The 26,536-nt window shown below is 62.7% G+C and carries 27 protein-coding genes; 18 read left to right on the top strand and 9 right to left on the bottom strand.

The genetic code is table 11. The features are described from left to right. Positions 1 to 80: 80 nt before the first annotated feature. Positions 81 to 1,244, top strand: a complete 1,164-nt coding sequence (locus DV706_RS06450) for an inorganic phosphate transporter (protein ID WP_136350823.1) — start codon at positions 81 to 83, stop codon at positions 1,242 to 1,244. Positions 1,245 to 1,285: 41 nt separating this feature from the next. Continuing rightward, complete coding sequence (locus DV706_RS06455; RefSeq protein ID WP_006065444.1) at positions 1,286 to 1,711, top strand: universal stress protein; 426 nt, start codon at positions 1,286 to 1,288, stop codon at positions 1,709 to 1,711. 160 nt (positions 1,712 to 1,871) lie between these two features. Here the strand turns inward: DV706_RS06455 and DV706_RS06460 are convergent, their stop codons facing one another. Further along, entirely contained in the window at positions 1,872 to 2,651 is a 780-nt protein-coding gene (locus DV706_RS06460) for a hypothetical protein (RefSeq protein ID WP_049889706.1), read from the bottom strand. A gap of 329 nt (positions 2,652 to 2,980) precedes the next feature. On the opposite strand from DV706_RS06460, the gene DV706_RS06465 reads away from it, so the two are divergent. The 3 genes from DV706_RS06465 to DV706_RS06475 all read left to right on the top strand — a co-directional run bounded on the left by DV706_RS06465 (position 2,981) and on the right by DV706_RS06475 (position 5,958). Then, positions 2,981 to 4,162, top strand: a complete 1,182-nt coding sequence (locus DV706_RS06465) for an inorganic phosphate transporter (RefSeq protein ID WP_049889704.1) — start codon at positions 2,981 to 2,983, stop codon at positions 4,160 to 4,162. Between the two features lie 266 nt (positions 4,163 to 4,428). Then, positions 4,429 to 4,818 carry a ferredoxin Fer gene (gene fer / locus DV706_RS06470; protein WP_006065441.1) on the top strand — a complete coding sequence of 130 codons (390 nt, stop codon included), beginning with the start codon at positions 4,429 to 4,431 and terminating at the stop codon, positions 4,816 to 4,818. A gap of 144 nt (positions 4,819 to 4,962) precedes the next feature. Continuing rightward, a complete protein-coding gene (locus DV706_RS06475; protein WP_049889707.1) occupies positions 4,963 to 5,958 on the top strand; it encodes an A24 family peptidase C-terminal domain-containing protein in 996 nt (331 codons plus the stop codon). Between the two features lie 3 nt (positions 5,959 to 5,961). Here DV706_RS06475 and DV706_RS06480 read toward each other — a convergent pair whose 3' ends face one another. Together DV706_RS06480 and DV706_RS06485 are read right to left on the bottom strand one after the other, a co-directional pair. After that, positions 5,962 to 6,186, bottom strand: a complete 225-nt coding sequence (locus DV706_RS06480; RefSeq protein WP_006065439.1) for a hypothetical protein — start codon at positions 6,184 to 6,186, stop codon at positions 5,962 to 5,964. A gap of 71 nt (positions 6,187 to 6,257) precedes the next feature. Further along, the gene (locus tag DV706_RS06485) at positions 6,258 to 6,713 is read right to left on the bottom strand and encodes an HIT family protein (RefSeq protein ID WP_006065438.1); all 456 of its coding nucleotides are present in this window, start codon (positions 6,711 to 6,713) and stop codon (positions 6,258 to 6,260) included. A 168-nt stretch (positions 6,714 to 6,881) separates the two neighbouring features. Here DV706_RS06485 and DV706_RS21685 point away from each other — a divergent pair, with 168 nt between their 5' ends. The 4 genes from DV706_RS21685 to DV706_RS06500 all read left to right on the top strand — a co-directional run bounded on the left by DV706_RS21685 (position 6,882) and on the right by DV706_RS06500 (position 10,402). Then, positions 6,882 to 7,052 carry a hypothetical protein gene (locus DV706_RS21685; RefSeq protein WP_006065437.1) on the top strand — a complete coding sequence of 57 codons (171 nt, stop codon included), beginning with the start codon at positions 6,882 to 6,884 and terminating at the stop codon, positions 7,050 to 7,052. An 843-nt stretch (positions 7,053 to 7,895) separates the two neighbouring features. Beyond that, entirely contained in the window at positions 7,896 to 8,882 is a 987-nt protein-coding gene (locus DV706_RS06490; protein ID WP_006065436.1) for a CDP-glycerol glycerophosphotransferase family protein, read from the top strand. After that, a complete protein-coding gene (locus DV706_RS06495) occupies positions 8,870 to 9,550 on the top strand; it encodes an NTP transferase domain-containing protein (RefSeq protein ID WP_006065435.1) in 681 nt (226 codons plus the stop codon). The genes DV706_RS06490 and DV706_RS06495 overlap by 13 nt, the downstream gene beginning before the upstream one ends. A gap of 153 nt (positions 9,551 to 9,703) precedes the next feature. Next, positions 9,704 to 10,402 (top strand): glycerophosphodiester phosphodiesterase, encoded by a 699-nt coding sequence (locus DV706_RS06500; protein WP_136350824.1) that lies wholly within the window; start codon positions 9,704 to 9,706, stop codon positions 10,400 to 10,402. A gap of 148 nt (positions 10,403 to 10,550) precedes the next feature. On the opposite strand, the gene DV706_RS21690 is transcribed toward DV706_RS06500, so the two are convergent. Beyond that, on the bottom strand, positions 10,551 to 10,709 hold the full coding sequence (locus DV706_RS21690; protein WP_006065432.1) for a DUF7556 family protein: 159 nt from the start codon (positions 10,707 to 10,709) through the stop codon (positions 10,551 to 10,553). A 288-nt stretch (positions 10,710 to 10,997) separates the two neighbouring features. Between DV706_RS21690 and DV706_RS06505 the strand changes: the two genes are divergently transcribed. The 6 genes from DV706_RS06505 (at position 10,998) to DV706_RS06530 (ending at position 17,092) form a co-directional block, all read left to right on the top strand. Beyond that, positions 10,998 to 11,849 carry a CBS domain-containing protein gene (locus DV706_RS06505; RefSeq protein WP_006065431.1) on the top strand — a complete coding sequence of 284 codons (852 nt, stop codon included), beginning with the start codon at positions 10,998 to 11,000 and terminating at the stop codon, positions 11,847 to 11,849. Next, positions 11,842 to 13,626, top strand: coding sequence for a glycine--tRNA ligase (gene glyS, locus DV706_RS06510; protein ID WP_136350825.1), 1,785 nt, complete (start codon positions 11,842 to 11,844; stop codon positions 13,624 to 13,626). Before DV706_RS06505 ends, glyS begins: the two co-directional genes overlap by 8 nt. A gap of 72 nt (positions 13,627 to 13,698) precedes the next feature. Further along, entirely contained in the window at positions 13,699 to 14,670 is a 972-nt protein-coding gene (locus DV706_RS06515) for an acetamidase/formamidase family protein (RefSeq protein WP_006065429.1), read from the top strand. A 164-nt stretch (positions 14,671 to 14,834) separates the two neighbouring features. Beyond that, positions 14,835 to 15,974, top strand: a complete 1,140-nt coding sequence (locus tag DV706_RS06520; RefSeq protein WP_006065428.1) for a bacterio-opsin activator domain-containing protein — start codon at positions 14,835 to 14,837, stop codon at positions 15,972 to 15,974. Positions 15,975 to 16,020: 46 nt separating this feature from the next. Continuing rightward, positions 16,021 to 16,350: a HalOD1 output domain-containing protein gene (locus DV706_RS06525; protein WP_006065427.1), complete on the top strand. Its 330-nt coding sequence runs from the start codon at positions 16,021 to 16,023 to the stop codon at positions 16,348 to 16,350. Positions 16,351 to 16,507: 157 nt separating this feature from the next. After that, positions 16,508 to 17,092 (top strand): diacylglycerol/polyprenol kinase family protein, encoded by a 585-nt coding sequence (locus DV706_RS06530; RefSeq protein WP_006065426.1) that lies wholly within the window; start codon positions 16,508 to 16,510, stop codon positions 17,090 to 17,092. A 4-nt stretch (positions 17,093 to 17,096) separates the two neighbouring features. Here the strand turns inward: DV706_RS06530 and DV706_RS06535 are convergent, their stop codons facing one another. Further along, complete coding sequence (locus DV706_RS06535) at positions 17,097 to 17,603, bottom strand: TspO/MBR family protein (RefSeq protein ID WP_006065425.1); 507 nt, start codon at positions 17,601 to 17,603, stop codon at positions 17,097 to 17,099. 141 nt (positions 17,604 to 17,744) lie between these two features. Between DV706_RS06535 and DV706_RS06540 the strand changes: the two genes are divergently transcribed. Further along, the gene (locus tag DV706_RS06540; RefSeq protein ID WP_006065424.1) at positions 17,745 to 19,391 is read left to right on the top strand and encodes an HTTM domain-containing protein; all 1,647 of its coding nucleotides are present in this window, start codon (positions 17,745 to 17,747) and stop codon (positions 19,389 to 19,391) included. Positions 19,392 to 19,489: 98 nt separating this feature from the next. Next, positions 19,490 to 21,922: a DEAD/DEAH box helicase gene (locus DV706_RS06545; RefSeq protein ID WP_006065423.1), complete on the top strand. Its 2,433-nt coding sequence runs from the start codon at positions 19,490 to 19,492 to the stop codon at positions 21,920 to 21,922. 29 nt (positions 21,923 to 21,951) lie between these two features. Here the strand turns inward: DV706_RS06545 and DV706_RS06550 are convergent, their stop codons facing one another. The 3 genes from DV706_RS06550 to DV706_RS06560 form a co-directional block, all read right to left on the bottom strand. After that, positions 21,952 to 22,689 (bottom strand): Sjogren's syndrome/scleroderma autoantigen 1 family protein, encoded by a 738-nt coding sequence (locus tag DV706_RS06550; RefSeq protein WP_049889703.1) that lies wholly within the window; start codon positions 22,687 to 22,689, stop codon positions 21,952 to 21,954. Between the two features lie 112 nt (positions 22,690 to 22,801). Then, a complete protein-coding gene (locus DV706_RS06555; protein WP_006065421.1) occupies positions 22,802 to 23,341 on the bottom strand; it encodes a hypothetical protein in 540 nt (179 codons plus the stop codon). A gap of 33 nt (positions 23,342 to 23,374) precedes the next feature. After that, on the bottom strand, positions 23,375 to 23,836 hold the full coding sequence (locus DV706_RS06560; RefSeq protein WP_006065420.1) for a TIGR00725 family protein: 462 nt from the start codon (positions 23,834 to 23,836) through the stop codon (positions 23,375 to 23,377). 180 nt (positions 23,837 to 24,016) lie between these two features. Here DV706_RS06560 and mdh point away from each other — a divergent pair, with 180 nt between their 5' ends. Continuing rightward, the gene (gene mdh, locus DV706_RS06565; protein WP_006065419.1) at positions 24,017 to 24,931 is read left to right on the top strand and encodes a malate dehydrogenase; all 915 of its coding nucleotides are present in this window, start codon (positions 24,017 to 24,019) and stop codon (positions 24,929 to 24,931) included. Positions 24,932 to 24,983: 52 nt separating this feature from the next. Here the strand turns inward: mdh and DV706_RS06570 are convergent, their stop codons facing one another. Next, on the bottom strand, positions 24,984 to 26,477 hold the full coding sequence (locus tag DV706_RS06570; RefSeq protein WP_006065418.1) for a cytochrome P450: 1,494 nt from the start codon (positions 26,475 to 26,477) through the stop codon (positions 24,984 to 24,986). Between the last annotated feature and the right edge of the window lie 59 nt (positions 26,478 to 26,536).

Raw genomic sequence — 26,536 nt, forward strand, 5'->3', positions numbered from 1 at the left:
TCCATAATACACATATAATCTAAGGAACGTATCAAAGCATTCCAGTACTTATTTTACAATTACACCCATATCTTTCAATAATGGTCGAAACCGTTCTACTCGTCGGAGTTATTGCGTCGATTTTCGTTGGCTTCAATATCGGCGGGTCATCGACCGGGATCGCGTGGGGACCAGCCGTGGGGGCCGGTCTCCTTGGAAAAGCCACGGCCGCCGCACTGATGACGTTCTTCGTCTTTCTCGGCGGCTGGACCGTTGGCCGGAATGTGATGGATACCCTCAGCGGCGACATCATCGCGATCGAAATCTCGCTTGCGGCTGGCGTCGCCGTCCTCTTTTTCATCGGGATGGGAATTCTCATCGCGAACGTCTTCGGCGTCCCCGTCCCGACGTCGATGACGACTGTTGGGGCGATCGCGGGACTGGGACTGGCGACGGACACGCTCAACTTCGAGACAATCGGGTGGATCGTCTCGTGGTGGATCGTCACCCCGATCCTCGCGCTCTGGATCGGTGCGACCGTCGGACGGTATATTTATCCCGAACTCAACCGCCGGTTCGAGATCAGTGCCTCGGAGGGCCCGTTGCTCGGGCTGGATCGCAGCGGCTCAGTTCCGAAACCGGCGCTCGGACCGAACACCACGTACCAGGAACTCGGCGGGACGGTAACCGTCCTTGTCATCGGCTGTTACATGGCGTTTAGCGCCGGTGCGAGCAACGTCCCGAACGCGGTCGCCCCGCTGGTCAGCAGCGGCGCACTCGAGATCAACACCGCCATCATCGTCGCGACGGTCGCGATCGGGCTCGGCGGCTTTACCATCGCTCGACGGACGATGGAGTCCGTTGGCAGCGAACTCAGCGATATCCCGCTGCTGGCAGCACTGATCGTCATGATCACCGCCTCGACGATCACGACCGCACTCTCGTGGGCCGGCATTCCGATCAGTCTCGTGATGGCATCGGTGATGACGATCGTCGGCCTGGGCTGGGGACGAGCGACCCGTCCCGTGACGGCTCGAGAGGCCGTTCGTGGGGACGTCGACACGGAGATGACGATGGGGGCACTGAAGGCAGAACCGGACGCGCCAATCACACAGATCGGCGAGGAAGAGTCCGATGAGGCTCTGAGTGCCGATAACCTCTTTAACCCGCGAGCGATCATGAAGTACGTCTCGATGTGGATCATCGGCCCGTCGATGTCGACGTTGCTCGCCTACGGGTTCTTCATTGCAGTCCCGTTCGTCTGAGAGTCCACCGCGTTTATTCACGCCGATGTCGTAACTACCGTATGATTTCACGCGTTCTCGTTCCGATGGACGGCTCCGAAATGAGCGAACACGCCCTCGAGTACGCCCTCGAGGCCTATCCAACAGCCGAGATAACCGTCCTGCGCGTCGTCGGCGAGCCGTCTCCGCTGTGGGGAGAGGCGTCGGGCCTCGCACTTGCCGAGGACTTCGAGGAGGCCGCACAGGACCTTGCAGCGTCGACGTTCGAGCGTGCACGTGAACTCGTCGCCGACGCTGAGGGCGACGCGGACCTCGAGACCATCATCGAACTCGGACATCCCGTCCGAGCGATCGTCAACCGAGCTGACGACTACGATACGGTTGTGGTCGGGAGCCATGGCGGAACCGTCGCAGATAACCTCTACGTCGGCAACGTCGCCAAGAAGGTCGTCCATCAGTCGCCGACTCCGGTCGTGGTCGTTCGATGACCGATGCCGTGAAAGAACAGTGGATTGTCGAACGGTATCGGGACGGTGACACCACATTGGACTGATGCTACCGGGACTATAATCACTCACGCGGACTGGGGTCAGTCAGTGCCAGTGTACCCGCGCCCCGCTCTGCGGGCCACCGGTACAGCAGACTGTCTCAGCTGTCGTCGGTGCGCTCGGTCTTCTCGTCGTCGGTTCGTTCCGCTTGCTCGTTGTCAGCAGATCGGTCAATTAACTCCTCGACTTCGTCCTCTCGAGGACGGCGATCGATCCGCTCGTCGACGGCTTCGACTTCGGCTTGCATTTCGTCGAGGTGTTTGCCAACGGTTCGCTCGACGGCCTCTTCGACGGTTTCGCCGACCTTCTTTTCGACTGTCTCGCTGACCGTCTCCTCGACGGTTTCGCCGACCTTCTCTTCGACCGTCTCCCCAACGCTTTCCTCGACTGTCTCGCCGACCGTCTTCTCGACCGTCTCCCCAACGCTTTCCTCGACTGTCTCGCCGACTGTCTTCTCGACCGTCTCGCTGACGCTCTCCTCGACGGTTTCGCCGACCTTCTCTTCGACCGTTTCGCCCACGCTCTTTTCGACCGTTTCGCCGACCTTCTCTTCGACTGTCTCCCCAACGCTCTTTTCGACCGTTTCGCCGACTTTCTTCTCGACCGTCTCTCCAACGCTCTTTTCAACGGTTTCGCCGACCGTCTTCTCGACTGTTTCGTCCATGCTTTCCTCGACCGATTCCTGGACGGCCTTGGTCATCCAGTCGGGATCGAAGCGCGCCATCTTCCAGACGACGTGGATGACGTACGAGGCGAACACACCGATCCCGAACGCGATCCCGACGTTCGTTCCGACCATCATAATGAGCACGATCGAGAGGGCGATCAACGCCCCATACGCGATGTCGACGGCTGCGTCGACCCGGACCGGGTTCAGCACGGATGACCGCCACCGAAACGCGCAGATTGGACGGTTTGTACGTGTTCATCGACAGGGTCAGTTCCGGCGCACTGGCGTGTCGTTCCAGTTCGCCCCTGACAGTTTCTCGAGACGAGTTTCCAGTCGGAGTACATGATACTGTAATCCAGGGTGTGACTGTTGAAGTCATTTAGGATCGAGCCCTCTCGTGGACGCCCGTCCGGCGGACACGTCTCCGTGACGATCCCGAAGAGACGGCGAGGAACTCGAGCGACGACCGAACCGAACTCGGTCGGCAGTCGTCGCCACAAATAGGCGCGTTTTTACGGATTGAGGATGTGCGTAGTGGTGTGACAGAAGTACTGCTTATTGTGGGGCTTCTCGTTGCGGTGTTCGTTGGCTACAATATCGGCGGCGCAACAACTGGACCCGCGTTCGGGCCGGCCGTTGGTGCCAACGTGATCACGAAACTGATGGCCGCAGCACTGATGTCGATCTTTTTCTTCCTCGGTGCGATCACCATCGGTCCGCAGGTCGTCGACACGCTCGGCCGTGAACTCGTCACCGACACCGACATCTTCACGATGCGTTCGAACGTCGCCGTCCTCTTTTTCATCGGCGGCGCGCTGTTCGTGGGCAACTACGCCGGAGTCCCCGCCTCGACCTCGATGACGGCGGTGGGGGCGATCGCCGCACTCGGCCTCGCGACCGGTGAGCTCAATCTCGCAATCTTGGGCGAGATCGTCATCTGGTGGATCGTGGCCCCGATCATCGGCTTCTGGGTGGCCGGCATCGTCGGCCGTTACTTTTACCCGCGAATCAACGCGTGGGTCGCCATCGAGGGCAACCGAGAGGGACGCGAGATGGTCACGATCGACCGCTCGGGCCTCGTTCCGCGACTCCAGTTTGGCGAGAACGCCGATCGGCGCGAGATTTCGGGTGCGCTCGTCGTCATCGGGATCGGCTGTCTGATGGCCTTTTCGTCGGGGACAAGCAACATCGCCAACGCCATCGCTCCGATCTACGGCACCGGTGATATCGACATGATTCCCCTGATCCTGATCGGCTCTGTGGCCGTTACGATCGGCTGTTTCACGATCGCCCGTCGGACACTCGATACACTCGGGAACGACATCACGAACCTCCCGCTGACCGCGGCGATCGTCGTCGCCGTCATCAGTTCTGGGATCGTTATCGGGCTCTCGTGGATCGGTATTCCCGCGAGTTTCGTCGTCATCGCGACGATGAGCATCATCGGGCTGGGCTGGGGACGAGCAACCCGGACGACGACGCTGTCGGAAGCCAAAGCCGGCGAAGAAACCAGAGTCTCCGTCGGCGCCTTGACCGCCGAAGAGGAGGGCGAACGCTCACCCAGAATCGGTGAGGAAGAACCACAAGACATCCCGCAGGCCTCCGACCTCTTCGATCCCTCGACGACGGCTCGAGTCGTTCTGATGCAAAACGTTGTTCCGATCCTCTCGACGGTCGGTGCCTTTCTCACCTTCCGGTTCGTCCCGATATTCGGCTTCTGAATCGACCGCAAGCGCCGAGTCACACTCGAGGTCGCTCGCACTGCTCATCGACCCCGCCACGGACGATGGTTGCCACCGCTGTCGAAACATCGATCAAGGCGGTTGCCGTGCACATTTGTGCTGGTATTTCCATTTTTCCTACCTTTTTTCGCGCTCTTGTTCGGCAAACGACGACGTTCAATGGTTTAGATATACCAATTTCACCTGAAAGTCAATTTAGGACCGAACAGCAAGCTATACCAGTACGGGACTCGAACCGGGGAGTGATGCCCACGGTAGAATACCTTAACTACGAAGTACTGGACGACCAGGGCTGGGAAATGGACGACGACGACCTCTTCGAGAAGGCTGCTGACGCTGGCCTCGACACCGAGGACTACGACAGCCTCGAAGTCGCCGAAGGCGAGTACATCCTGGAGGCCGCCGAGGCCCAGGGCTACGACTGGCCGTTCTCCTGCCGTGCAGGTGCCTGTGCGAACTGTGCCGCGATCGTCTACGAAGGCGAGATCGAGATGGACATGCAGCAGATCCTCTCGGACGAGGAAGTCGAGGACAAAAACGTCCGTCTGACCTGCATCGGTTCCGCAGAGACCGATGAAGTGCAGATCGTTTACAACGCAAAGCACCTCGACTACCTGCAGAACCGCGTCATTTAAACGACGCAATCCAGATCACATTTTTTATTGCAGCCGTCAGGTAGCCACGGCACTCCTCGAGTTCCGTGAACGGTGGCGACGCGCTCGAGACAGGCTGCCGTCGAGGTCGAAACAATAACGCCGCCGCGCTCGAGAGAGACGCCTGTGACATTCGTAGGCGCGTCGGCGACGGGACCGGATCTGCTGCGACTCGTCGCCGTCCCCGTCTTCGCCTGGGTTGCGGTTCGAGATATCAAGACCAGACGGGTCTCGAGTGGCGTCTGGATTCCACTGGCACTGCTGGGGCTCATCGCTCTCGTCTGGGAGGGGCGACTCGCCTGGGACGCGGGTGGCTTCGCTTGGAGTCACGAGTTTCTCATCCCGACGGCGGTGAGTCTCGGCTTCGTCGTCCCCATCGCGTACCTGTTCTGGTGGTTCGGGGGGTTCGGCGGCGCCGACGCGAAGGCGTTGCTCGTACTCGCGCTCCTGTTTCCGACCTTCCCACAGTATACGGTCGGCTCGTGGACCCTGCCGATGACGACCACCCCCATCGGGACGTTCTCGTTTACGGTGCTGACGAACGCCGTCGTCGTCGGAATGGCCATTCCGATCGTCCTCACGATTCGTAACGCCGCTGCTGGCCGCATCACGCCCGTAATGGTCATCGGCTGGCCAATCTCGTGGGACGATGTGCCCGAAACGCACGGCCGACTCCTCGAGACACTCGAGGGCCGTTCTCGAGGCGGGCTCGACCTCGACGCCCTGCGGATGTATCTGCGCTGGCGGGGCCTCTCGCTGGCCGACGTTCGCACCCACCCTGATCGGTATCGTGATCCCGCAACCCTGCCAGCCGAGCCGAATCCGCCAACCGACGGGGCCGTCACCGCCACCGTTCGTAGCGATGGTGGGGCGACACTCGAGGCTGACAACTCTGATCTGACGGCCGCCACCGACGATCCGTGGGGAGCCGAGGCGTTCCTCGCAGATATCGAAGGGACAGCCTACGGCACCACGCCCGAAGAGCTTCGGGAGGGTCTCGAGGTCCTCGCAGAGAAAGACACCGTCTGGATCTCGCCGGGTGCGCCGTTTCTCGTGCCCGTGTTCGTCGGGCTGGCGATCGCGCTGGTGTACGGCGACCTGCTCATCGGGACGCTCATCTGACAATCACAGCGACCGTTCGTACAGCGGCACCAGCACCGTCCAGAAGACAACGAACGCGGCTCCAAGCCCGATAAGCGCGAGCCACGGGTCGCCCCGGCCGGTCGGCGGGCCACTCGAGAGCAACCCGAGCGTCCCGACGAACAACAGCACACAGACGAGGAGGCTCCCGAGTTCGAGCACCGCAGCGATGGGAACCGCTCGCAACCGGGCGACGAAGTCGGCGATCATACGCGAGGCTCACGCGCGAGCAAGAAAAACGTCACGACGAGGCGTCGACCGACCGACTCGAGTCCCACCAGTTAGGCTCGAGACTCGATATCTGCCGCGATCTCGTCGAGTTCGTCGTCCGAGAGGTCCTCGGTGATCTGATCCAGGTCGTCGACGTTGAACGAGCCGGCGTCGCTGAAAATGCTGTGAATGGGGCCAGCGCCGTCACCTTCGAAGCGGGGGACGATGTGGCAGTGGACGTGTGGCACTTCCTGTCCGGCCGCCTCGCCGTTGTTGAACGCGACGGTCGAGGCGTCGGCGTCGACGCTCTCCTCGACAGCGGGGATCAGCTGGTGGATGGTCGCATAGAGGTCGGTGGCGACATCGTCAGGGACGTCGTTCACTCGCTCGTACTCCTCTTTCGGGATGACCAGCGTGTGTCCCGGTGCCAGTGGGTTAGCATCGAGGAACGCAATCGTCGTCTCGTCTTCGTACACGACCCGTGCGGGGATCTCTCCCTCGACAATCTGAGTGAAGATCGTACTCATACGAGAGTGTGTGTCGGCCCACTGTAAGAAGGTTACCCGCGACAGACATGCCACGCGATTGCGATTGACATAGCTTTCGCGTCGCGCCGTGAGCCGGCGCGTCTCCGCTAAGCAGCGCGGAACTTCGCAGTGGTTACGACCCCATAGCGACTAATAGGCGGACGACAGATGAGTGATTCAAAACCGAGCGGCGGGCTGATTCGAGCGCTGTTGCGCGCTGAACAACGGTTTCACGAGAACGCACCGATCAAAGACAGCTACAGCAAAATCCTCGTCAGATCGATTTTCTGGTTTCTACTCTTTTCAGCCACGTACACCGTCGTAACGACGCTTTTGTGAGCGAATCGGACGGCCAAGCGAGGGGAAAACGGCAGTAGATGCCACAAAAACGGCGGCGTGGGTGTCAGTTGACTCGAGCGAAACTGGTTATCGGCTCTATAGTTAACCAGTGTTGGGTACGTAGTCTATCTGGCGGGGACGGACCACTGTCGTTGCCGACGGTGTCCGGCTCTGAGACATCATCACATCGCCCCGTCGACAAGAGATCATCCCAACGTCACCGGTCTCTACTACCCCTACCCGTTGTTTCATTTCCAAACGGAGAGGGGGGCTCCAATGCCAGCCCTCGGCTGGCGATTTTTACGCACCAGTGGCGACGCGGGAGTCACGCAGTCCTCGAGTACCGGTATCGAAGACCCGTCGGACTGTACAGTGCAGTGGGTCCGGATGTCGTACTGACGACATCGTCGCACTCGAGGCGTGGCAAACACGGCCGCGTTCGACACCGACCGAGCTCCCGGGAACTGACGTACTGATGTGTGATTTAACCAGAGAAATGCGTTTTCAGTAGACAATCACGACATCCAACCCCTGCAAGCTACAACTATTATAGTGCTCGTCGGGATAGACCGGACCATCGTTTAATCGAAGACGACACGGGGCTGGTTTCAGCGGCCGACCATCCGATCCGCCACGGTGTTCGTCGGCACGTCGGGAGAGCAGCGCTCCGTGGCCGAACGGCGGGCCGGTGTCGAGTGCGATCACCCGATTACGTCGATCGGCAACTGTCGCGGTGGTCGCCTGTCTGGCGCCGATGGTTTCGACCTGCCAGCCTGTCAGCGATGTCTCGAGGACGGGACGACTGTCACTTGAGGATCCAAGGCGCAAGCGAGGACTCACACGATGGCAACGATACTGTACGCGATCGAGCGACCGTTCATGCGAAAGACGTTCGAGGCGATCGACCGCCACGTCGATGACGAGTCGGCGTACATCCCGGTTCGAGCAGACGCCCGCGGCTGTAGCGACCGCATCGACGAAATCGAGGTGGACGATCCCGGTTCGGTTGACGAGAATGTCCGGACGATCGACCCCGACGTCGTCGTCTACAACCACCGGTTCGGCCTCGAGCGCTTCACGTTCTACGAGGAGTACCCGCTCGTCCACGTGCGCCACGGCGCGTCGATCGGTCGCGGCGAGAGATCAGTGACGGCGACGACCATCTTAGCGCACGTCAGCGCCGCACTCGCACCCGGCGAGCGGTGGGCACGGGCATACCGGGAGGCTGCCCCGCCGGACGCGCGCGTCAGCGTCGTCGGCATCCCGGAAGCCGACGTGTTGGTCGATTCGCCACCGCCTCGCGAACGGCGAGTACTCTACGCGCCGACCAACTACATGGTCGGTCAGGGCGCGTACGCGAACACGGCCCGCTCGGTGCTCGAGTGTTTCGCCGACACCGAGTACGAACTGTGCTTTCGACCCCATCCAACCGACAGACGCGAGGGGCCGGGACTGGCCGTCACGCAAGCCTGTCGCGACCGGATTGCGGAGCTCCCGAACGTCGTCTTCGATACGGCCGCGACGCCCGCCGAAAGCATGCACCGCTCGGACGTACTCATCTCGGACTACTCGGGATCGATCACCGAGTGGCTCCACACGGGCCGGCCGCTGATCCAGTTGACCGACATCGACGCGCTGGATCGTGAGGTGCCACAGATTGGTGCGACGACGGACACACTCGAGATCGAACTCGTCGACGACCTCTATCACGACGGCGAACCCGAGGCCGTCGCACGCCGACGCGAGGCGTGGCTCGCAGACCTCGGCATCCCGATGGACGGCCGAGCGGGCGAACGCGCCGCCGAGGAGGTGATGCGATGCGCGGCGTGATCTTGGCCGCAGGCGAGGGTAAACGGATGGGACATCACACCAACGACGTCCCGAAAGCCTTCCTCGAGTTCGACGGGCGGACGCTGTACGACCGCCAGCGCAGCTTACTCGATCCACACGTCGACGGCACGAGTATCGTCCTCGGCTATCGTCACGACACGGTTCTCGAGCGGTACGATCCTGACGATCCGATCGTCCTCAAGGACTGGGAGCGGTACGAAAACGCCGCATCGTTGCTCCTCGCACTCAGACGGATCGACGACGACGTCCTGGTCATAAACGGCGACATCCTCGTCGACGAACGCGAACTCGAGCGGTTGGCCGAGCAGTTCGACGCGCTCAGAGGCCGGCTCAACCTCGTCGGCTGTATTCCCGGTCTCCAGCACGAAGCGACCGCGATCCGCTGGGACGAGTCGGGACGTGTGACGGCGTACGGACTCATCGAGGGTCACCAGCACGCCGGCTTCGGCATCGTGAGCCGCGAGCACCGGTCGGCGGCGATGGATATCCTCCGCGACCGACTCGGGGAGTGGTACCCCTATGTTTACCCACAGACGCCGACACAGCCGCTGTTGATCCCGGACACCCGTCACGTCGAGGTCAACCGTCCAGCAGACCTCGAGCGGGCTCGAGCGTGGCTTGCGTCCGAGCGGATCCAGTGTGCTTGATTGACGAATTGCGTGAGGGCTCTCCCGACGGGGACTCGCTACCGATTGTCGGTGCACAGAACAGTACAAAGAACAGTAGATTCTGTACGGTTGACCGATATAGCACGTGAAAAAGAAAATGTTGATGGGGTCTGACTCCCGCGGTCTCGGTAGATGGAGATTATCGGCCATCGTGGCTGTGCAGCGCAGGTTCCGGAGAACACACTCCTCGCAATCCGCGAAGCCGCCCGCCGCCTGCCCGCCGTCGAGGTGGACGTGCGGCGCTGTGGATCGGGTGAACTGGTCGTCGTACACGACGAAACCTTAGCCCGCGTCGCCGACGACGACCGGCGAGTCGCGGAGACGCCGTGGTCCGAGCTTCGTGAGTTCACCGTCCTCGAGTCGGATGAGTCGATTCCGCGCCTCGAGGCGGTGTTGCAGGCCGTTCCGGACGACGTCACCGTCCAACTCGAACTGAAAGAGCGAGAGATCGCGGCGGATACGTTGCAGTTGGCGATGGCGGCCGGCGCGGACGTCCGCGTCTCGTCGTTTCTCCCCGAGGCGATCGCGGAAATCGAGGCGGCCTGTCTCGACGTCCCAAACGGGCTGCTCTTCGGCGAGGAGCCCGGGGCCAACCTCTCGCGAGCCCTCGAGTACGACTGCACGCACGTCTTTCCCCACTACGACCTCTGTGTCGAGACGGATATCGTCCACAACGCGCGCGAACACGATCTGAACGTCATCGCCTGGAAGGCCGCGCGGACGGTCGACGACATCCGCACCCTCCACGAACTCGGCGTCGACGGCGTCACTGCGGATCGCTGGGATATCGCCCCACCCGCGCTCGAGCCGACGGTCACGACACGAAGATAGTCACGAATCGCCGCCCGGACGCACAACTCGAGCACGGCAAGCGCCGCGTGTCCCGCCGGAGGCGTTCACATTCTCCCGGCTCGGAATTGGCCGCTGCTGATCGGCTGGCCCTGCAAAAATCAGTCGCTACTCTCTGAGTACACCCCACTTATCGCCACGCTGGAAGCGTCGGCGCGTCATCCGCCTGCATCGAAAGCCACGCCCCGTCGGCCGAGATGTCTGCGATGACGTATTCCGCACTCGAGTCACTCGAGTCGATCGAACCGACGACGGTGTCGGACGTCACGGTGTGGGGTTCTGCCACCATGTATGTTAGTGACACCCACCCACATATAAACTCGTCGAATTATAGTCCGAATTGAAATGAGTGACACGCACCGTGAGGTCACCGGGAGGGAACCTAGACGCTAGAGTAGACTGGACGTCACTGCACAATACATCGCACGGCAGCTGTGCGATCAGTGCGTCGTTTCAGTTGGTACGATCCCGATCATCGGCTCCGGACAACTGTCCGTTGAAACAACTGATTGGCGGACGGCCGTCGTGGGCGCACGAAACATTGGGTTTATACTTATTTTGGCCGTACCCTGAGGACATGAACGTAGCCGACGCGATGACGCCGCGCGAGGACGTGGTTACCGTCGAACTGCCGGGCACTCGCTCGGACGTCCTCGAGTATCTCCAAGAGCAGTCGTTCTCCTCCGTTCCGGTCATTAAATCGACCGACGACGGCCTGGAGTACCGAGGACTCGTCTCTCGAGACGCGCTGATCGAACAGCCTGACGAGGACCAGCTCGTCATGCTCATGGACGACGTGCCGACGACGACGGCCGAGACGTCGCTCGAGGACGTCGCGCGGACGATGGTCGAAGAAGGGGCGCGGCGCGTGCCAGTCGTCGACGGCGAGTTCGAGGGGATCGTGACGGTGACGGACGTGATTCACGCGATCGCGGCGGGCGACCAGGAGACTGATGGAGTCCTCGAGGACTACGCGAGCGAGAACGTGAACACGACCTACGAAGGCGCACCGCTGCCGGTCGCCGAGCGCGAACTCTACTACGCGAACGTGCCTTACACCATCGCGCTGTCCGACGACGGACGGATGAGCGGCGTCCTCACCGAAGTCGACATCATCGACGTTGCCCGCATCGTCGAAGGCGAGGAGTCGACGGGCGACAACTTCCCGGATCAGGACTCGGAGTGGTCCTGGGAGGGCATCAAAGCCGTCGGCAGCCGCTATCTCCCGACGCGGGACATCGAGCTTCCGACTGGTCCTGTCAGCGATTTCATGACCGACGACGTGGTGACGGTTTCGGCTCAGACGTCCGTTCAGGAGGCCGCACAGCGCATGATCAGCAACGACATCGAACAGATCCCGATGCTCACCGGCGAACAGCTCGTCGGCATCGTCCGAGACATCGATCTGCTGGAGGCTTTGTATGAGTGAACACCAACAGGCGGATGCAGACGAATCGACAGCCGACCACACGAGCGAGAAGCTCGTCGAACTGGCCAAACGCCGCGGCTACTTCTTCCAGTCGTCGGGCTCCTACGGCAGCGTCGGCGGCTTCTATACGTTCGGGCCACAGGGTGCAGCGTTAAAGGGCAACGTCGAAGACGCCTGGCGCGACCGCTTTGCACTCGCCGAAGGCAACATGGAGATCGACGCGCCGACGATCATGCCCGAACCCGTCTTCGAAGCCTCGGGCCACCTCGAGGGGTTCGACGACATGCTGATCGAGTGTCCCGAGTGTGGGACGAGCAGCCGCGCGGACCACCTCGTCGAGGACAACACGATGTACGAGGACGCAGAGAGTCTCCCTATTCCCGAGGTCGAGGAGGTCATCGCCGAGTACGAACTCGCCTGTCCCGAGTGCGGTGCTGGCCTCGCTGACGTCGCCGTCGAGGACTTCAACCTCATGTTCGCGACCAACATCGGCCCCGGTGACTCCCAGCCGGGCTACTTACGGCCCGAGACGGCACAGGGCATCTTCGTCGAGTTCCCACGGCTCAAAGAGTACGCCCGCAACCAGCTTCCCTTCGGTGTCACCCAGATCGGCCGGGCCTACCGTAACGAGATCAGCCCACGGCGATCGATCATCCGCACCCGTGAGTTTACCCAGGCCGAACTCGAGTACTTCATCGATCCCGAAGAGGACGAACCCGATCTGTCGGCGGTCGAAGACGTCGAGGTGACGCTCTACCCGGCAACCGAGCAGAACGACGAGGACGGCGACGAGATCGAGACGACGATCGGCGAGGCCGTCGACAACGACGTGATCGCCAGCCCGTGGGTCGCCTACTTCCTCGGCGTCGCCAAACCGTGGTACGACGCCGTCGGCGTCGACATGGATCGGTTCCGTTTCCGCCAGCATCTCTCGGGCGAACGCGCCCACTACGCGAGTGACTGCTGGGACGCCGAGAGCGAGATCGACGGCAACTGGATCGAGATGGCCGGCTTCGCCTACCGTGGCGACTACGACCTCTCGAAACACAGCGAGCACTCCGGCGACCGCTTTACCGTGTTCAAGCAGTACGACGAGCCCAAAACGGTCGAGCGAGCCACCGTCGACCCCGATATGAGCTATCTCGGTCCCGAGTTCGGCGGCGACGCAGGGGCAGTCGTGGAAGAACTCGAGTCCCTTGCGGGCCGCGATCGAGCGGCGTTCGAGGGCGAGACGGTCGCATTCGAACTCGAGGGCGAGACCCACGAGATTCCCGTCGAGAAAACCGGCTTCGCGGTCGAAGCACAGACCGAATCCGGTGAGCACATCATCCCCCACGTCGTCGAACCCTCCTTCGGTGTCGACCGACTCGTCTACACCGTCCTCCACCACGCCTATCAGGAAGACGAGGTCGACGGCGAAGAGCGAACCTATCTCGAGCTCGAGCCCGAAGTTGCCCCGACGTTCGTCGGCGTCTTCCCGCTCCAGAACGACGCAGAACTCGAGGCCCAGGCCGACGACATCGTCGACGACCTTCGCGAGGCCGGCCTCTCAGTTACCTACGACGATTCGGGTAACATCGGCCGACGCTACCGTCGGCAGGACGAGGTCGGCACGCCGTTCTGTGTGACGGTCGACTACGAAACCGTCGAGGCCGACGAGACGACCGTCACGGTCCGCGAACGGGACTCGACCGACCAGACGCGCCTTCCTGTCGACGAACTCGCGGAGACGCTGGCGGCGATCCGCGACGGCGACCGCGAGTTCGAGGATCTGTAACGCCAGCACGACCGACACCGGTGCCGTTTCGGGGCGATTGTTTTATTTACTGGCCGCGTAGCGTGCGTTCAAATGGCTAGCGAGAACAACGCGGTAGATCACCGGGTACGCGCCGACGACGCTGTTCACAGCGCGTGGGATAACGAACTCGAGCCGGTGTGTACAGTCGAACCAGGCGACGTCGTTCGCTTCGAGTGTCGAGACGCCACAAACGGGCAACTCGGTCCCGACGCGACGGTTGCGGACCTCGCCACGCTCGATATCGATCCCATCCACCCGCTAACCGGCCCCATCGCGGTCGAGGGCGCTCGTCCAGGTGATGTTCTCCAGGTTGATCTCCTCGAGATCGATCACGACGGCTGGGGGTGTACACTGGTGCTCCCGGGAGAGATGGAGCTCGGCCTTCTGGCCGAGGAGTTCCCGGAGCCGGCACTACACGTCTGGGACCTCGAGGACGGCATCGCTCACTTCGTCGACGGAATCGAGATCCCGATCGATCCGTTCCCCGGCGTGGTCGGCGTTGCGCCCGCCGAAGGCGGTGCACACAGCACGTTCCCGCCTCGATCGGTCGGGGGGAACATGGATATCAAACAGCTCACGGCGGGATCGACACTGTCTCTCCCCGTCGCAGTCGACGGCGGGCTGTTCAGTATCGGCGACGGCCACGCTGCACAGGGCGACGGCGAGGTCTGTGGGACCGGCATCGAAGCACCACTCTCTATCACGTGCCGGTTCGACGTGCGATCGGGCCGCTCGATCGACGGGCCGCAGTTCGAAACCACGGGGCCGTTCACTTCGACTGGCCGGGACGAGCGGATGTACGGAACGACGGGCATTGCAGACGATCTCATGGATGCAAGCCGGATGGCCATCCGGCACATGATCGATCACCTCCACGACGAGCGTGGCCTCACCCGAACCGAGGCTTACATGCTGTGTTCGGTTGCCGTCGACCTCAAACCTAATCAGATCGTCAACGACCCGAACTGGACCGTGTCCGCGTACCTCCCAGAACACATCTTTCCGGCGTCGCATCGTCGGTAGACGGCGAAGACGTGACGAGCCAAGTCGGCCGCGTGTCCCCTGAGCAGCCGCGACCGTTCCGATTTATAACCTGTGTAACACATTTATTTGGTGGCGGCCTATCAGCTGTATGAACAACGACCGGCTCGAGGGGACCGTCGACAGTTCCAACGAACAGTGAAACGATGACGGAACCCCAATCAGGTGAGCGTGACGACAGAGCGACCGATCGACGGAATGCTACGCTCGAACACGCGCCGCCCGAAGACCTCGCGCGGCGCATGTTCGACGTGAGTCCGATCAGTACCGTCGTCGTCGACACGACAGGAGCGATCTCCTTTGGGAACAAGCGGGCAGCGCAGACGCTTGGCCTCACGTGTGACGCGCTTACCAGCGGCGCATGCAATATCGCCGACTGGAATCTCTACCGGGACGACGGAACGCCTATCTCCGTGGACGAAAACCCCGTCATGCGTGTCTTTGAAACCGGGGAGCCCGAGTACGGGTTCGAGCACTGGATCGAGCTACCGGACGGCTCCGAGCGATGGCTTTCGAGCAGTTCGTCACCCATCCTGGACGACGGGGGTGCGGTCGAGTACGTCGTCGTCTCGTTCGAGGACGTGACCGCATTGAAACGGCGCGAAGAGCGGCTGACCAGCAATCACGTGCGCCTGCTCGAGTTCTGTACGGATCGATCTGCGGTCCCGCCCACCCTTCGCGTCAACGGCGACGAAACGCGAATCGAGGTCGATTCCGTCGTCCCGCTGCCGGACGGGACGACCGTCCAGTACATGGGAACGGATGATCTCTCCGCGAGTGACTTCGTCACCGCCGTCGAAGAGGTTCCCCACTATCTTGACGCGCGGTTGCTCAGTTCGATCGACGGCTACAGCCGCATCGAAGCCCACGCCGAGTCGACGACGGTGTCCCACGTGTTTCCAACCCTTGGCGGCCGCGCCCGCGCCGTCATCGTCACGCCGGAGGAGGTCAGATTCCTCGGCGAGCTGCCAGGTGACGTCGATCCACGGCTAGCTGCAGACGGGATTCGGGAGTTCCACCCCGAAGTCGAACTGGTGTCCGAGGAACTCGTCTACTCGCCACACCTCCTGTACGATGTCGTCGCCGACGCGCTCACCGATCGACAGCTTGCGGTGCTCGATTCGGCCTACTTCGGCGGCTACTTCGACACACCGCGGACCAGTACCGGCGGCGAACTGGCAGACCGGTTCGGCGTCACGCGCCAGACCCTCAACCAGCACCTTCGCAAAGCCCAACGAACCGTCTTCCGACACCTCTTCGAGAAGTCCGGCGCGGATGCACGCTGACTGGTCAGCGTTCCCTCTTAGTACAACGTCTCGTGTAGTCAGGCCAATGACTGACACAGCCCACTCTGATTCCAGCGCAACGCACCCATTTGGCGAAGATTCCGTCGGCTTCGATCCCACGACAGGGACGTTTCACGCCCGGTTCGACGGCGACCCCAAAACGCTCGTTGTCACGATCGTCGAGGCTGTGGGCTCCGTCACGAACTGTGATCCGGTTTCCATGCCGCCGCTGTTCGAGACGATCAACCCCGAAGCACTCACCAACCTCCTGATCTCGAGTCGAGAGACGGATATCGAGGTGACGTTTGATTACGAAGGCTGTCACGTGACCGCCTCGAGCCACGGCAGCATCGTCGTCGAACCGCTCGAGGAGTGACTGTGCCGAACAGGAGAGGCGGTTAGTCACCGACACTGTCGGCCGGAACTGTTCGTTGAATCTGGCGCTATCAACTGATCCCAACTCGCCAACGGACAGCCGAGGGTGTATCGGCGAACCGACGGACTCAAGGGAGCTTCTTTCGAGGCTTCCGGTGATGGCCGACGAACTGAAACGACGATTGGTCCATGCAAGTGGCTCGGGACTGGTCGCACTCTATCTCCTCGCGAACTACTTCGATTTCGGACTGACGTGGGCGCGGTTCGGCGTCCTGATGGTCGTCCTCTCGCTGGGCGTGATCGGCCTCGAGTTCCTCCGTCTTCGCGTCGGCCTCGAGTGGGTGCTGTACGACAAACTCACTCGAGAGTACGAACAGGACCAGTTCGCCGGCTACGGCTACTACATGCTCAGCATGACGATTGCCGTCCTCGTCTTTCCGCCCGAAATCGCGCTGCCGGCGATGTTGATGCTCGCACTCGGCGACCCGATCAGTGGGGCCGTCTCCGACGACAGCCTCAAGTTCATCAAAGGCCCGAAAGTGCTGGTCACGATGTTCGTCGTCTCAGCGATCATCGCCGCGCCGTTTCTCTACGAGACACCGCTGGCCGTCGTCGCGGCAGCGTTCGGCGCGACCGTCGCCGACGGCATCAAGCTCCGTATCGGGGACTACATCGTCGACGACAACCTGACGATCCCCATTTATGCCGGGGTACTGGCCTGGCTCGCGCTCGAGTTCTTGTAAGATTTTAGCCGTTCAGCCGCCAGAGTTCGTAATTGAGTACTGCAGCGAACGTCACCCACGCCAGATACGGCACGAGCAGCGCCGCCCCACGGCGATCGACGCGGGCGAAAGCGGCGATCGTGGCGACGATTCCCAGCCAGAGGACGACGATGATCCCGAACGCACCACCCAGTGCCTCGAGCGTGAAGAACGCGGGCGTCCACACGACGTTGAACAGCATCTGGACCGCAAACAGTCCAAGTGCGAGGCGGCGACCGGGGGCGTCGCTGCGCCAGACCAGCCACAGCGCGATGCCGAGCAGTGTAAAGAGCGCCGTCCAGACGACCGGAAACGCGATCTCGGGTGGGTAAAACCACGGCTTCTCGAGGCTCCGGAACCACGCACTGTCGGGCGACGAAAGGATGCCGGGGAGCCCACCGATCACGTTGATGGCCACGATGAACGCGGCGACCTGAACGAGGTCGCCACGGTCGGGCAAGCGACGGCTGGCTCGAGTCGTGTCGGCGACCATACGAGTTGTACGACCTTGGTACGGATAGTGCTGCTGCCAGCGACGCGGGAGGCCTGTGTCGGCTCACCGCGGAGACAGCCGTAGTAGGGGTGGGACACTGATGACAAAACCTATACTAATTCTGCACAGACACAATGGCAGATGCGTCCCTCCGCACAGTCCGCCCTCCTCGAGTCGAGCCATCGGTTCCGACGCGCTCTCGAACGGCGTGTTCGAATCGACACCCGAACGCTGGCTGTCTTCCGGGTCCTCGTCGGCGTGCTCATCGTCGCTGATCTGTTTCTCCGTGCGCGGAACTTCTCGTACTTTTATACCGACGACGGCGTCGTTCCGCGCTCGCTTGCACGGGAGTTTACTGCAGAGTATGCACTCTCAGTCTACCATCTAACGACGAGTTCGACGGTCATCGCGGCCCTATTCATCCTCCAGGGGCTGATCGCGCTCCAGTTGATCGTCGGCTACAAGACACGAGTGGCGACCGTGCTCTCGTTTCTGTTCGTCGTCTCGCTGGATCACCACAACCCGTTCGTGTTGAGCTACGCCGACACGCTGTTTCGACTCCTGCTGTTCTGGGCGATCTTCCTCCCGCTTGGCGAGCGCTGGTCCGTCGACGCCGTCCATGCTGGCCACAACCCTCGGCCGTACGTCGCAAACGTCGCCTCTGCACTGATTCTGGGGCAGATGGTCTTCATGTACTTCTCGAACGGGCTGATCAAATCCCAGTCCGCCGTCTGGACCAGCGGCGACGCAGCCCCGCTGGTGTTTGGTCTCGACGAGATGACGTTCCTACTCGGCGATATCGTCCGCGGGTTTCCGACGCTGCTCGAGTACGGTGGCCTCCTCTGGTTCTACATGCTCGTCGGCTCGTGGCTTCTCCTCGTCTTGCGTGGGCGACCACGGATGCTGCTGGTCGGACTGTTCGTCGGCGGCCATCTAGCCTTCGCGCTCACGGTTCGAATCGGTGCGTTTCCGTACGTTGCACTCGCTGGCGTCTTGCTGTTCTTACAGGGGCAGTTCTGGACGGATGCGAACACAGTGGCGAGACGAGTCGGGCTCGACAGGCGGCTGGCCACTCGAGTACCGAGCCTCAGCGTGCATGCAGCGCGGTTCCCGAACTATCGGCTGGGCGGCGAGCGTGTGAGGAACGTGCGAGCATACGCACACACTGCCGGCCTCGGGATCATCGTCGTCACCATCCTGTTCGTGATGGGTCTCTTGCTGTTCAGTGTGGCCCCGATCGCACTCGATAGCGACAGTGAGCGCTCGATAGAAGAACGGGTCGACAGCGCAATCGAGGAGACGATGGACGAGCGAACTGGGGTGACACAGGTCGAGCTGGTCGCCTCGAGTATCGGGATCGACCAACCGATGGGCTGGGGCGTCTTCGCCGGACCCGATCCACGGACGACGGATCGCTACTACGTCTTCCCAGCCGAAACCGAAGACGGCGAACTTGTCGATGCCTACAACGAGCGGCCGTTGACCTACGAGCGACCCCACGACGAGTTACAGAACCAGTACGACACCTACCGAGAGCGCTTCTACATGAACAGCGTTCGCCGCGGCGGGTTCCACAACGACGTTCCGGTCTTGCTGGCCGACCATCTCTGTGCACAGTGGGCCGACGAACACGGCGACGAACTCGTCGCCATCAACATGTATCTAGTCAGTGAGGAGATCACACACGAAACGGTCGACGACCAATCGAACCGAGAGCGAACGTACACCGAGATATACCGACACGGCTGTGGCGACGCCGAGCCGACAGTGCTCGCGCCGCCACCATAATCGACAGCACCGGTCGAATCCGACACCATGGGCTAGCACAGTTTCACTTTCACCGCGGTACGAGAACCCTTATTCACGACGACGGTGAACCACTGGCAATGGCAGCACAGGACGAGGAACCGCCCTCGATCGAGCATCCGCTCCTCGAGCCGAACTTCCTCGAGCGTCGACTCTACCAGCTGAAACTCGCCGGCACTGCGGCGAACGACCACACGCTCGTTTGTCTCCCCACCGGGCTCGGCAAAACCACCGTCAGTCTGCTCGTTACCGCCCGCAGACTCGACGAAGTGGGTGGGACGTCGCTGATGCTCGCGCCGACGAAACCGCTCGTCCAGCAACACGCCGACTTTTATCGCGAAGCACTCCAGATCCCCGACGAGGAGATCGTCGTCTTCACCGGCGACGTCAGCCCGGATGACCGCGCCGAACTGTGGACCGATGCAACGGTCGTGATGGCCACTCCGCAGGTGATCGAAAACGACCTCGTCGGTAGCCGGATCTCGCTGGCCGACGTCTCTCACATCACCTTCGACGAGTGCCACCGCGCAACCGGCGACTACGCCTACAACTACATCGCCGAACGCTATCACGGAGACGCCACTCAGCCGCTCGTGACGGGCATGAGTGCCTCACCCGGCGGCGACGAGGAAGCCATCCTCGAGGTCTGTGAAAACCTCGGAATCCAGGACGTCGAGGTGATGACTGAAGACGACGCCGACGTCTCGAAGTTTACCCACAACACCGACGTCGAGTGGGAGCGCATCGACCTCCCCGATGAGGTCCTCGAGATCCGGGATACACTGAACGACGTGATTAAAAACCGCCTCGAAAAGCTCAAAGAGTTGGGTGTCGCGAGTTCGACCCAACCGGATCAGTCTCAGAAGGATCTGAACCGGATGCGCGCGGAACTCCAGGGGCTGATCAACAACGACCAGTCGAAGGGGTTCAAAGGGATGTCCATCCACGCGGAGGTGATGAAGCTCCGCCAGGCAGTCACGCTCGTCGAAACCCAGAGCGTCGAGGCAGTCTGTCGGTACTTCGACCGCCAGCGCAATCAGGCCCGCTCGTCGGGCGCGTCGAAGGCCAGCCAACGGATGGTCTCCGACCCGCGCGTCCGCGAGGCGATGCGGAAAGCGGAGTCGTTCGACCAACTGCATCCCAAATACCGCAAGACGCGAATGCTGCTGGCCGAGACACTGGGTCTCGAGGGCGGCGAGCGTGTCATCATCTTCACGGAGTCTCGCGACACTGCAGAAGCGCTGACGGAGTTTTTGAGCGAGAGCTTCGATGCCAAGCGATTCGTCGGGCAGGGCGACCGCGAGGGGTCCGATGGAATGACCCAGAAGCAACAACAGGCGGTGCTCGATGACTTCCGTGCGGGGGAGTTCGAAGTGTTGGTCTCGACGTCGGTCGCCGAGGAAGGGCTCGACGTCCCCGAGGTCGATCTCGTCCTCTTTTATGAACCCGTCCCGACGGCGATCCGGTCGATCCAGCGCAAGGGACGAACGGGCCGCCAGTCCGAGGGCCGCGTCGTCGTGCTCATGGCCGAGGACACCCGCGACGAGGCCTACTTCTGGATCTCCCAGCGTCGCGAAAAGGAGATGGAGTCCGAACTGCGCGACCTGAAAGGGGTCGCTGACGACCTCGAGAAAGAACTCGACGACTCCCAGCAGGCGCTGACGGACTTCGACGGAGAGAGCGAAGTGAAAGTAGCTGGGAACGGGGGTAACCCCGACGCAGTCGGCGACTGTTCCAGTGGAACTGAAGGGGTTGGGGCACAGCCCGGACTGACGGATTTCGCGGGGAAAACACCGAGTGAAAACGACGGTGATGACGACGGGACGTCAGTCGAGACCCACGAGCCCCACGCTGAGGGCGACCTGATCGAGATCGTCGCCGACCAGCGCGAGATGGACGCCACCATCGCACGCGAACTCTCGAAGCGAGAACAGATCGAGATCCGCCTCGAGACGCTCGACGTGGGCGACTACGTCCTGTCGGATCGGGTCGTCGTCGAGCGCAAATCCGTCGCCGACTTCGTCGACTCGTTGGTCGACGGCGACCGATCCGTCTTCGAGCAGGTTGGCGCGATGGCCAGACACTACTCGCGGCCTATCGTAGTCGTCGAGGGAGATGGCCTCTACGAACAGCGGGACATCCACCCGAACGCGATTCGGGGCGCGCTCTCGAGTCTCGCCGTCGATTTCGGTGCGAGCGTGCTCCGGACCGAGGGCGAAGACGAGACGAAAGAACTGCTCGCCGTAATCGCAGGCCGAGAACAGGAGACGGCCAACCGCGAGGTGTCGGTCCACGGCGAGAAACAGTCAAAGACGATCGGCGAACAACAGGAGTACGTCGTCTCCTCGATTGCCGAAATCGGCCCCGTCACGGCCCGGTCGCTGCTCGAGGAGTTCGGTACCGTCGAGGCGGTGATGATCGCCAGCGAAGACGAGTTACAGGCGGCCGACGGCGTCGGAAAAGTAACGGCCGAACGGATGCGAGAGGTTATTGGGAGCGACTACACCGGCTGAGTCGGCGCACAGCCTCGGATTCGATTGGGTTAGCGCAGCGTCTCGAGCGTCTCGCTTGCTTCGCGGGCAGCCTCGAGGCACTCTTTGGCGTATCGAGGGTCGTCGGTGGCGGCCGCCTCGGCCGCGAACTTCTCTAAGGCCTGCACGAGCGAGGCGTGGGCAGCCTCGAGGTCGTCGCTGGCGGACGGGGAGGTGGCTGGCGGGCGGCGTGCGGATTGCATGTCACCCGTCGCGGGCGCTGCGGTGTTCCGGTTCGGCGAGTCAGCCTGTGGCTGGGCTCCGGCGGGCGATGGGGCCTCGTCTCGGCCCGCGGCGTCGGTCGTCGCGTCGGCATTCGAGGACGAGTCAGTCGCTCGAGTGTGGCGTTCGTTCGCCGTCGTCTCGGCGGGCCGTTGTGGCTGGTCGTCGCCATTGCGGTCGCTAGCAGCTGCTTCGTCGTCCGCGACACCGGACTCGGCTGCCGGTTCGCGGTCTTCGCTGTGGGCAGGCAGTTCCGTGGCCGCCGGTTGGTCGTCCGTCTCCTCGGCCGGCTGGGCCTCGAGGTCGGTTCCCCGAACGGCGTCGGGATTGCCGTGACAACTCGGACAGAACGTGGTGTCGTCCTGCTGGAAGAGTGGATCGCCACAGGTGCCACAGTGGGAGTTCGTCATCGTCGCGCCCTTGAGCAGTAGGTCGCTCATCCGCTGGGTCGCCTGCCGCTCCTGTTTGTCGCGTTCGTACTTCTCCCGAAGTTTCTCGCGCTCGGCTTCCTTATCGAAGTCGCTCATACCCATCTAGACGCTGTGGAACGTCGAAAAAGCTGCGAAGTCGACAGTGGTCGAACGAGAAGCGACAGGAGGCGATCGCGGGCCAATCAAATCGACGGTGCGTTGGGGGAACTCAGGCATCGATGCGCCCGAGTGTCCGTCCATCCGGGCCGGAGAGGGTGATCGTCGCGGAACGGGGAACGAACGCGCGCGGCCGTTCGAACCCCTGCACCAGGGTGTACTCGAGTCTGTCGGCGTCGGCGAGCGAATCCGGAACCCCGGTCCACGGTCGAGCGTCGGCGTCGGCGGACAGCCCACGCAGCCCTGATCGCTCCGGTCCACCCGGACCGAAGCCGATCGACGCCGCCGTGTCGGCCGGTCGGCTGAGCTGGACGACCAGCAAGGCGTTTCGCTCCCAGTCAGTGTCTGTGATCGCCTCGGCCGCCGGCAGATCGGCTGTGGCGGTGACCTCGTCGGTCGCGTCCGCATCCGAGTAGATCACGCCGGCGCCGACGCCGTCAGCCGGATCGCGATCGCCGAGTCTGATCTCACCGGGGCGATGGAGGGAGCCGACGCCGCCCGACCACACAATCCGATCGACGGTGTCGAGACAGCCGGCGGTGACGCCGAGGGCGGCGACGCATCCGCTGCGGAGGAGGGCTCTGCGGTGCACATGAGGCCGGTTTCAGGCGTGGTATCAAAAATGTTACGTCTCTCCAGCGGCGGCTTCGACGGCGTCGACGGCTGCCTCGGGCGTTGTAACGCTCTCGAGGGCGTCTTCGAGGGCGGGGACGGCGTGGGTTTTGAGGCCGACGACGGGCCGGTCGTAGATGCCGGCAAATCCCAACTCCGAGAGCGTCCCAACGCCGCCAGCGAGCGCGATGACCGCGTCGCCGTTCAGTGGGACGAGCGCGTTCCGCGCGTGGCCCAGCCCGGTTGCGATGGGGATGTCGACGTACTCGTTTGCCTGCTCGCGGCGCTCGCTGGGCAGGATGCCAATCGTCGTGCCGCCTTCGGCTTTCGCTCCGCGGCAGACGGCTTCCATCGTCCCGCCACGACCGCCACAGACGACCGTATGGCCTCGAGTCGCGAGTTCGCGGCCGACGGCCTCGGCGCGGGCTGCCTGCTCGTCGGTGATCACGCCGCCGCCGATAACGCTGACACGCATGGCCGAACATCCGCAAGCAGCGATCATGATCGGTTCGATCTCGAGCCGGCGGGACGTCCTCGAGGACGCAGGATGCGATAACCGGTAGTTCGGCAGCTGTCGAAAACGTCATCGTCACGTCGTGCGAACGAGTGTCATTCCGACGGATTTAACGCATAGGACGGCTGAGGTTTACGTAGTATGACGAAAGTTAGCGTGGTCGGCGCGGCTGGAACGGTCGGAGCCGCTGCGGGCTACAACATCGCGCTTCGGGACATCGCGGATGAACTCGTCTTCGTCGACATTCCGGACCAGGAAGACACGACGATCGGGCAGGCTGCGGACGCCAACCACGGCGCGGCCTACGACTCGAACACGACGATCCGGCAAGGTGGCTACGAGGCGACCGAGGGGTCGGACGTCGTCGTCATCACGGCTGGCATCCCGCGCCAGCCGGGCCAGACCCGAATCGATCTGGCTGGGGACAACGCCCCGATCATGGAGGACATCGGCTCCTCGCTGGCCGAATACAACGACGACTTCGTGACGGTGACAACGTCGAACCCCGTCGACCTACTCAACCGCCATCTCTACGAGGCGGGCGACCGTGCACGTGAGAAGGTAATCGGCTTCGGTGGTCGACTCGACTCCGCGCGTTTCCGGTACGTCATCTCCCAGCGCTACGACGTCCCCGTCCAGAACGTCGAGGCGACCATCCTTGGCGAACACGGCGACGCCCAGGTCCCCGTCTTCTCGAAGGTCCGTGTCAACGGGAAAGACCTCGAGTTCACCGACGAAATAAAAGACGAACTGCTCGAGGAGCTCCAGGCCTCGGCAATGAACGTCATCGAGAAGAAAGGCGCAACGGAGTGGGGCCCGGCGACCGGTGTCGGCCACATGGTCGAGGCCATTCTGCGAGATACAGGCGAAGTACTCCCCGGCAGTATCGTCCTCGACGGCGAGTACGGCCACGAGGATACCGCCTTCGGCGTCCCCGTCAGGCTGGGCTCGAACGGCGTCGAGGAGGTCGTTGAGTGGGACCTCACCGAGTTCGAACGCAACCAGCTCGGCGAGGCCGCAGAGAAGCTCTCCGACCAGTACGACAAAATCGCGTAAGCGATCAACGCCACATCTTTCGTTTTTTCTCGCTCGCTCGAGAGCTGCAGGGCTATCGTCGACGAACTCGCATCTCGACCGGACCGGGGTCGAGCGACACCCTCGGCGTGGGGTCGATCGACTCCGTCACTCGCTCGAGGTCGACGCGTCGAACCATCGTCGCCAGCGACAGCTGTAGTTCGGCCATCGCGAATCGCATCCCGATGCAGTGGCGCGAACCGCCACCGAAGGGGAAGTAGGCGTACTCAGGCCGGTCGTCGCGGTCGGCGACTACGGATCGGCCGTCCTCGTCGTTCGACAGCCATCGATCCGGCCGGAACGCGTCGGGCTCGGACCACCATCGCTCGTCGCGATGGATGCCGTACATATTCAACTGGACCGTCGTCGCTGGCCCGATCCGGTAGCCGGCAAGTGTTGTCGCCTCGTGGGGCTCGCGCTGCAGGAACGGCAGCGGCGGATAGAGCCGCATCGCCTCCCGGCCGACGGCCTCGGTGATCGCCAAGTCGGGCAGGTCCGCAAACGTTGGGTCACGGTCACCGCAGACGGTCGTGACTTCCTGCTCGAGTCGCGACCGGACGTCCTCAACGTCGGCGGCGGCGAGCAGCCAGCAGGCGTAGGTCAGCACGGTCGCCGTCGTCTCGTGGCCGGCCAGCAGGAACAGCTGTAACTGGCCGGTGATCTCCTCAGCCGTCGGCCTCGAGCCGTTGGGGTACTCGCCGGTCGCGAGCAGCGACAGCAGGTCGCCACCCGCTGCGTCGGAGCGGCGACGCTCGGCGACCATCTCCTCGACGAGGGCCTCCACGTCGGCCGTCGCACGCCGGTACTCGCGCTCGGCCCGGCTCGGAAGCCACGTTGGGAGCACGGCACGGATGCCGAAGAATTCGCTGTCGCTGTACGCACCCATGGCCTGAACCCAGCGCTGCACGCAGTCGGCACGGTCGCCACCGAACGATCGCGGGTGTGACCCGCGATTGGGTTCCGAGAAGCGTGGCTCCTTGTACTCCAGATCGAACAGCGATCGCGTCAGTGCCCGCAACGTCAGGGTCGACATGGCCTCCCGGACGTCGACGACCTCGCCGTCCGACCAGTCCTCGACGAGGCGTACGGTTTCGTCGACCATGTCGTCGGCGTAGGACTGGATTCGCGCCGGCGTAAACGCGTTCTGGAGGAGCAGACGCTGGTTTCGCCAGCGTTCGCCCTCCGCAAAGAACAGCCCCTCCACGTCGAGGACCTCGCTGAACTCGTGTTCGAACTCACCGCGCCAGAACTCGTCGTCGCGGGCGACGAGCACCGTCTCAACGAGGCCGGGGTCCGAGACGACCACGAACTCGCGGCCGAACGCCTCGTAGTGGGCGACATCGCCGTACTCGCGAATCGAGGAGAGAAACTCGAGCGGGTCGCGAGCGAACCCGAGAGTGCTGTTGATCACGGGAAGTCCGCGCGGGCCCGGCGGCGGCGTTCCGACCGCTGCTCGCGTCGGTCCAGTTTTCCCCTCCGCGTCGGTCGTCGGTTCTCGGTCGTCCGCTGTCGTACGTCTCTCGTTCATACGCGTTCGTTCGGAGCGAACGAGTGTGGGTGCTCTCCCGAAGCACTGAACTTGTTTAA

Source organism: Natronorubrum bangense (genome assembly GCF_004799645.1).
Taxonomy (GTDB): Archaea; Halobacteriota; Halobacteria; order Halobacteriales; family Natrialbaceae; genus Natronorubrum; species Natronorubrum bangense.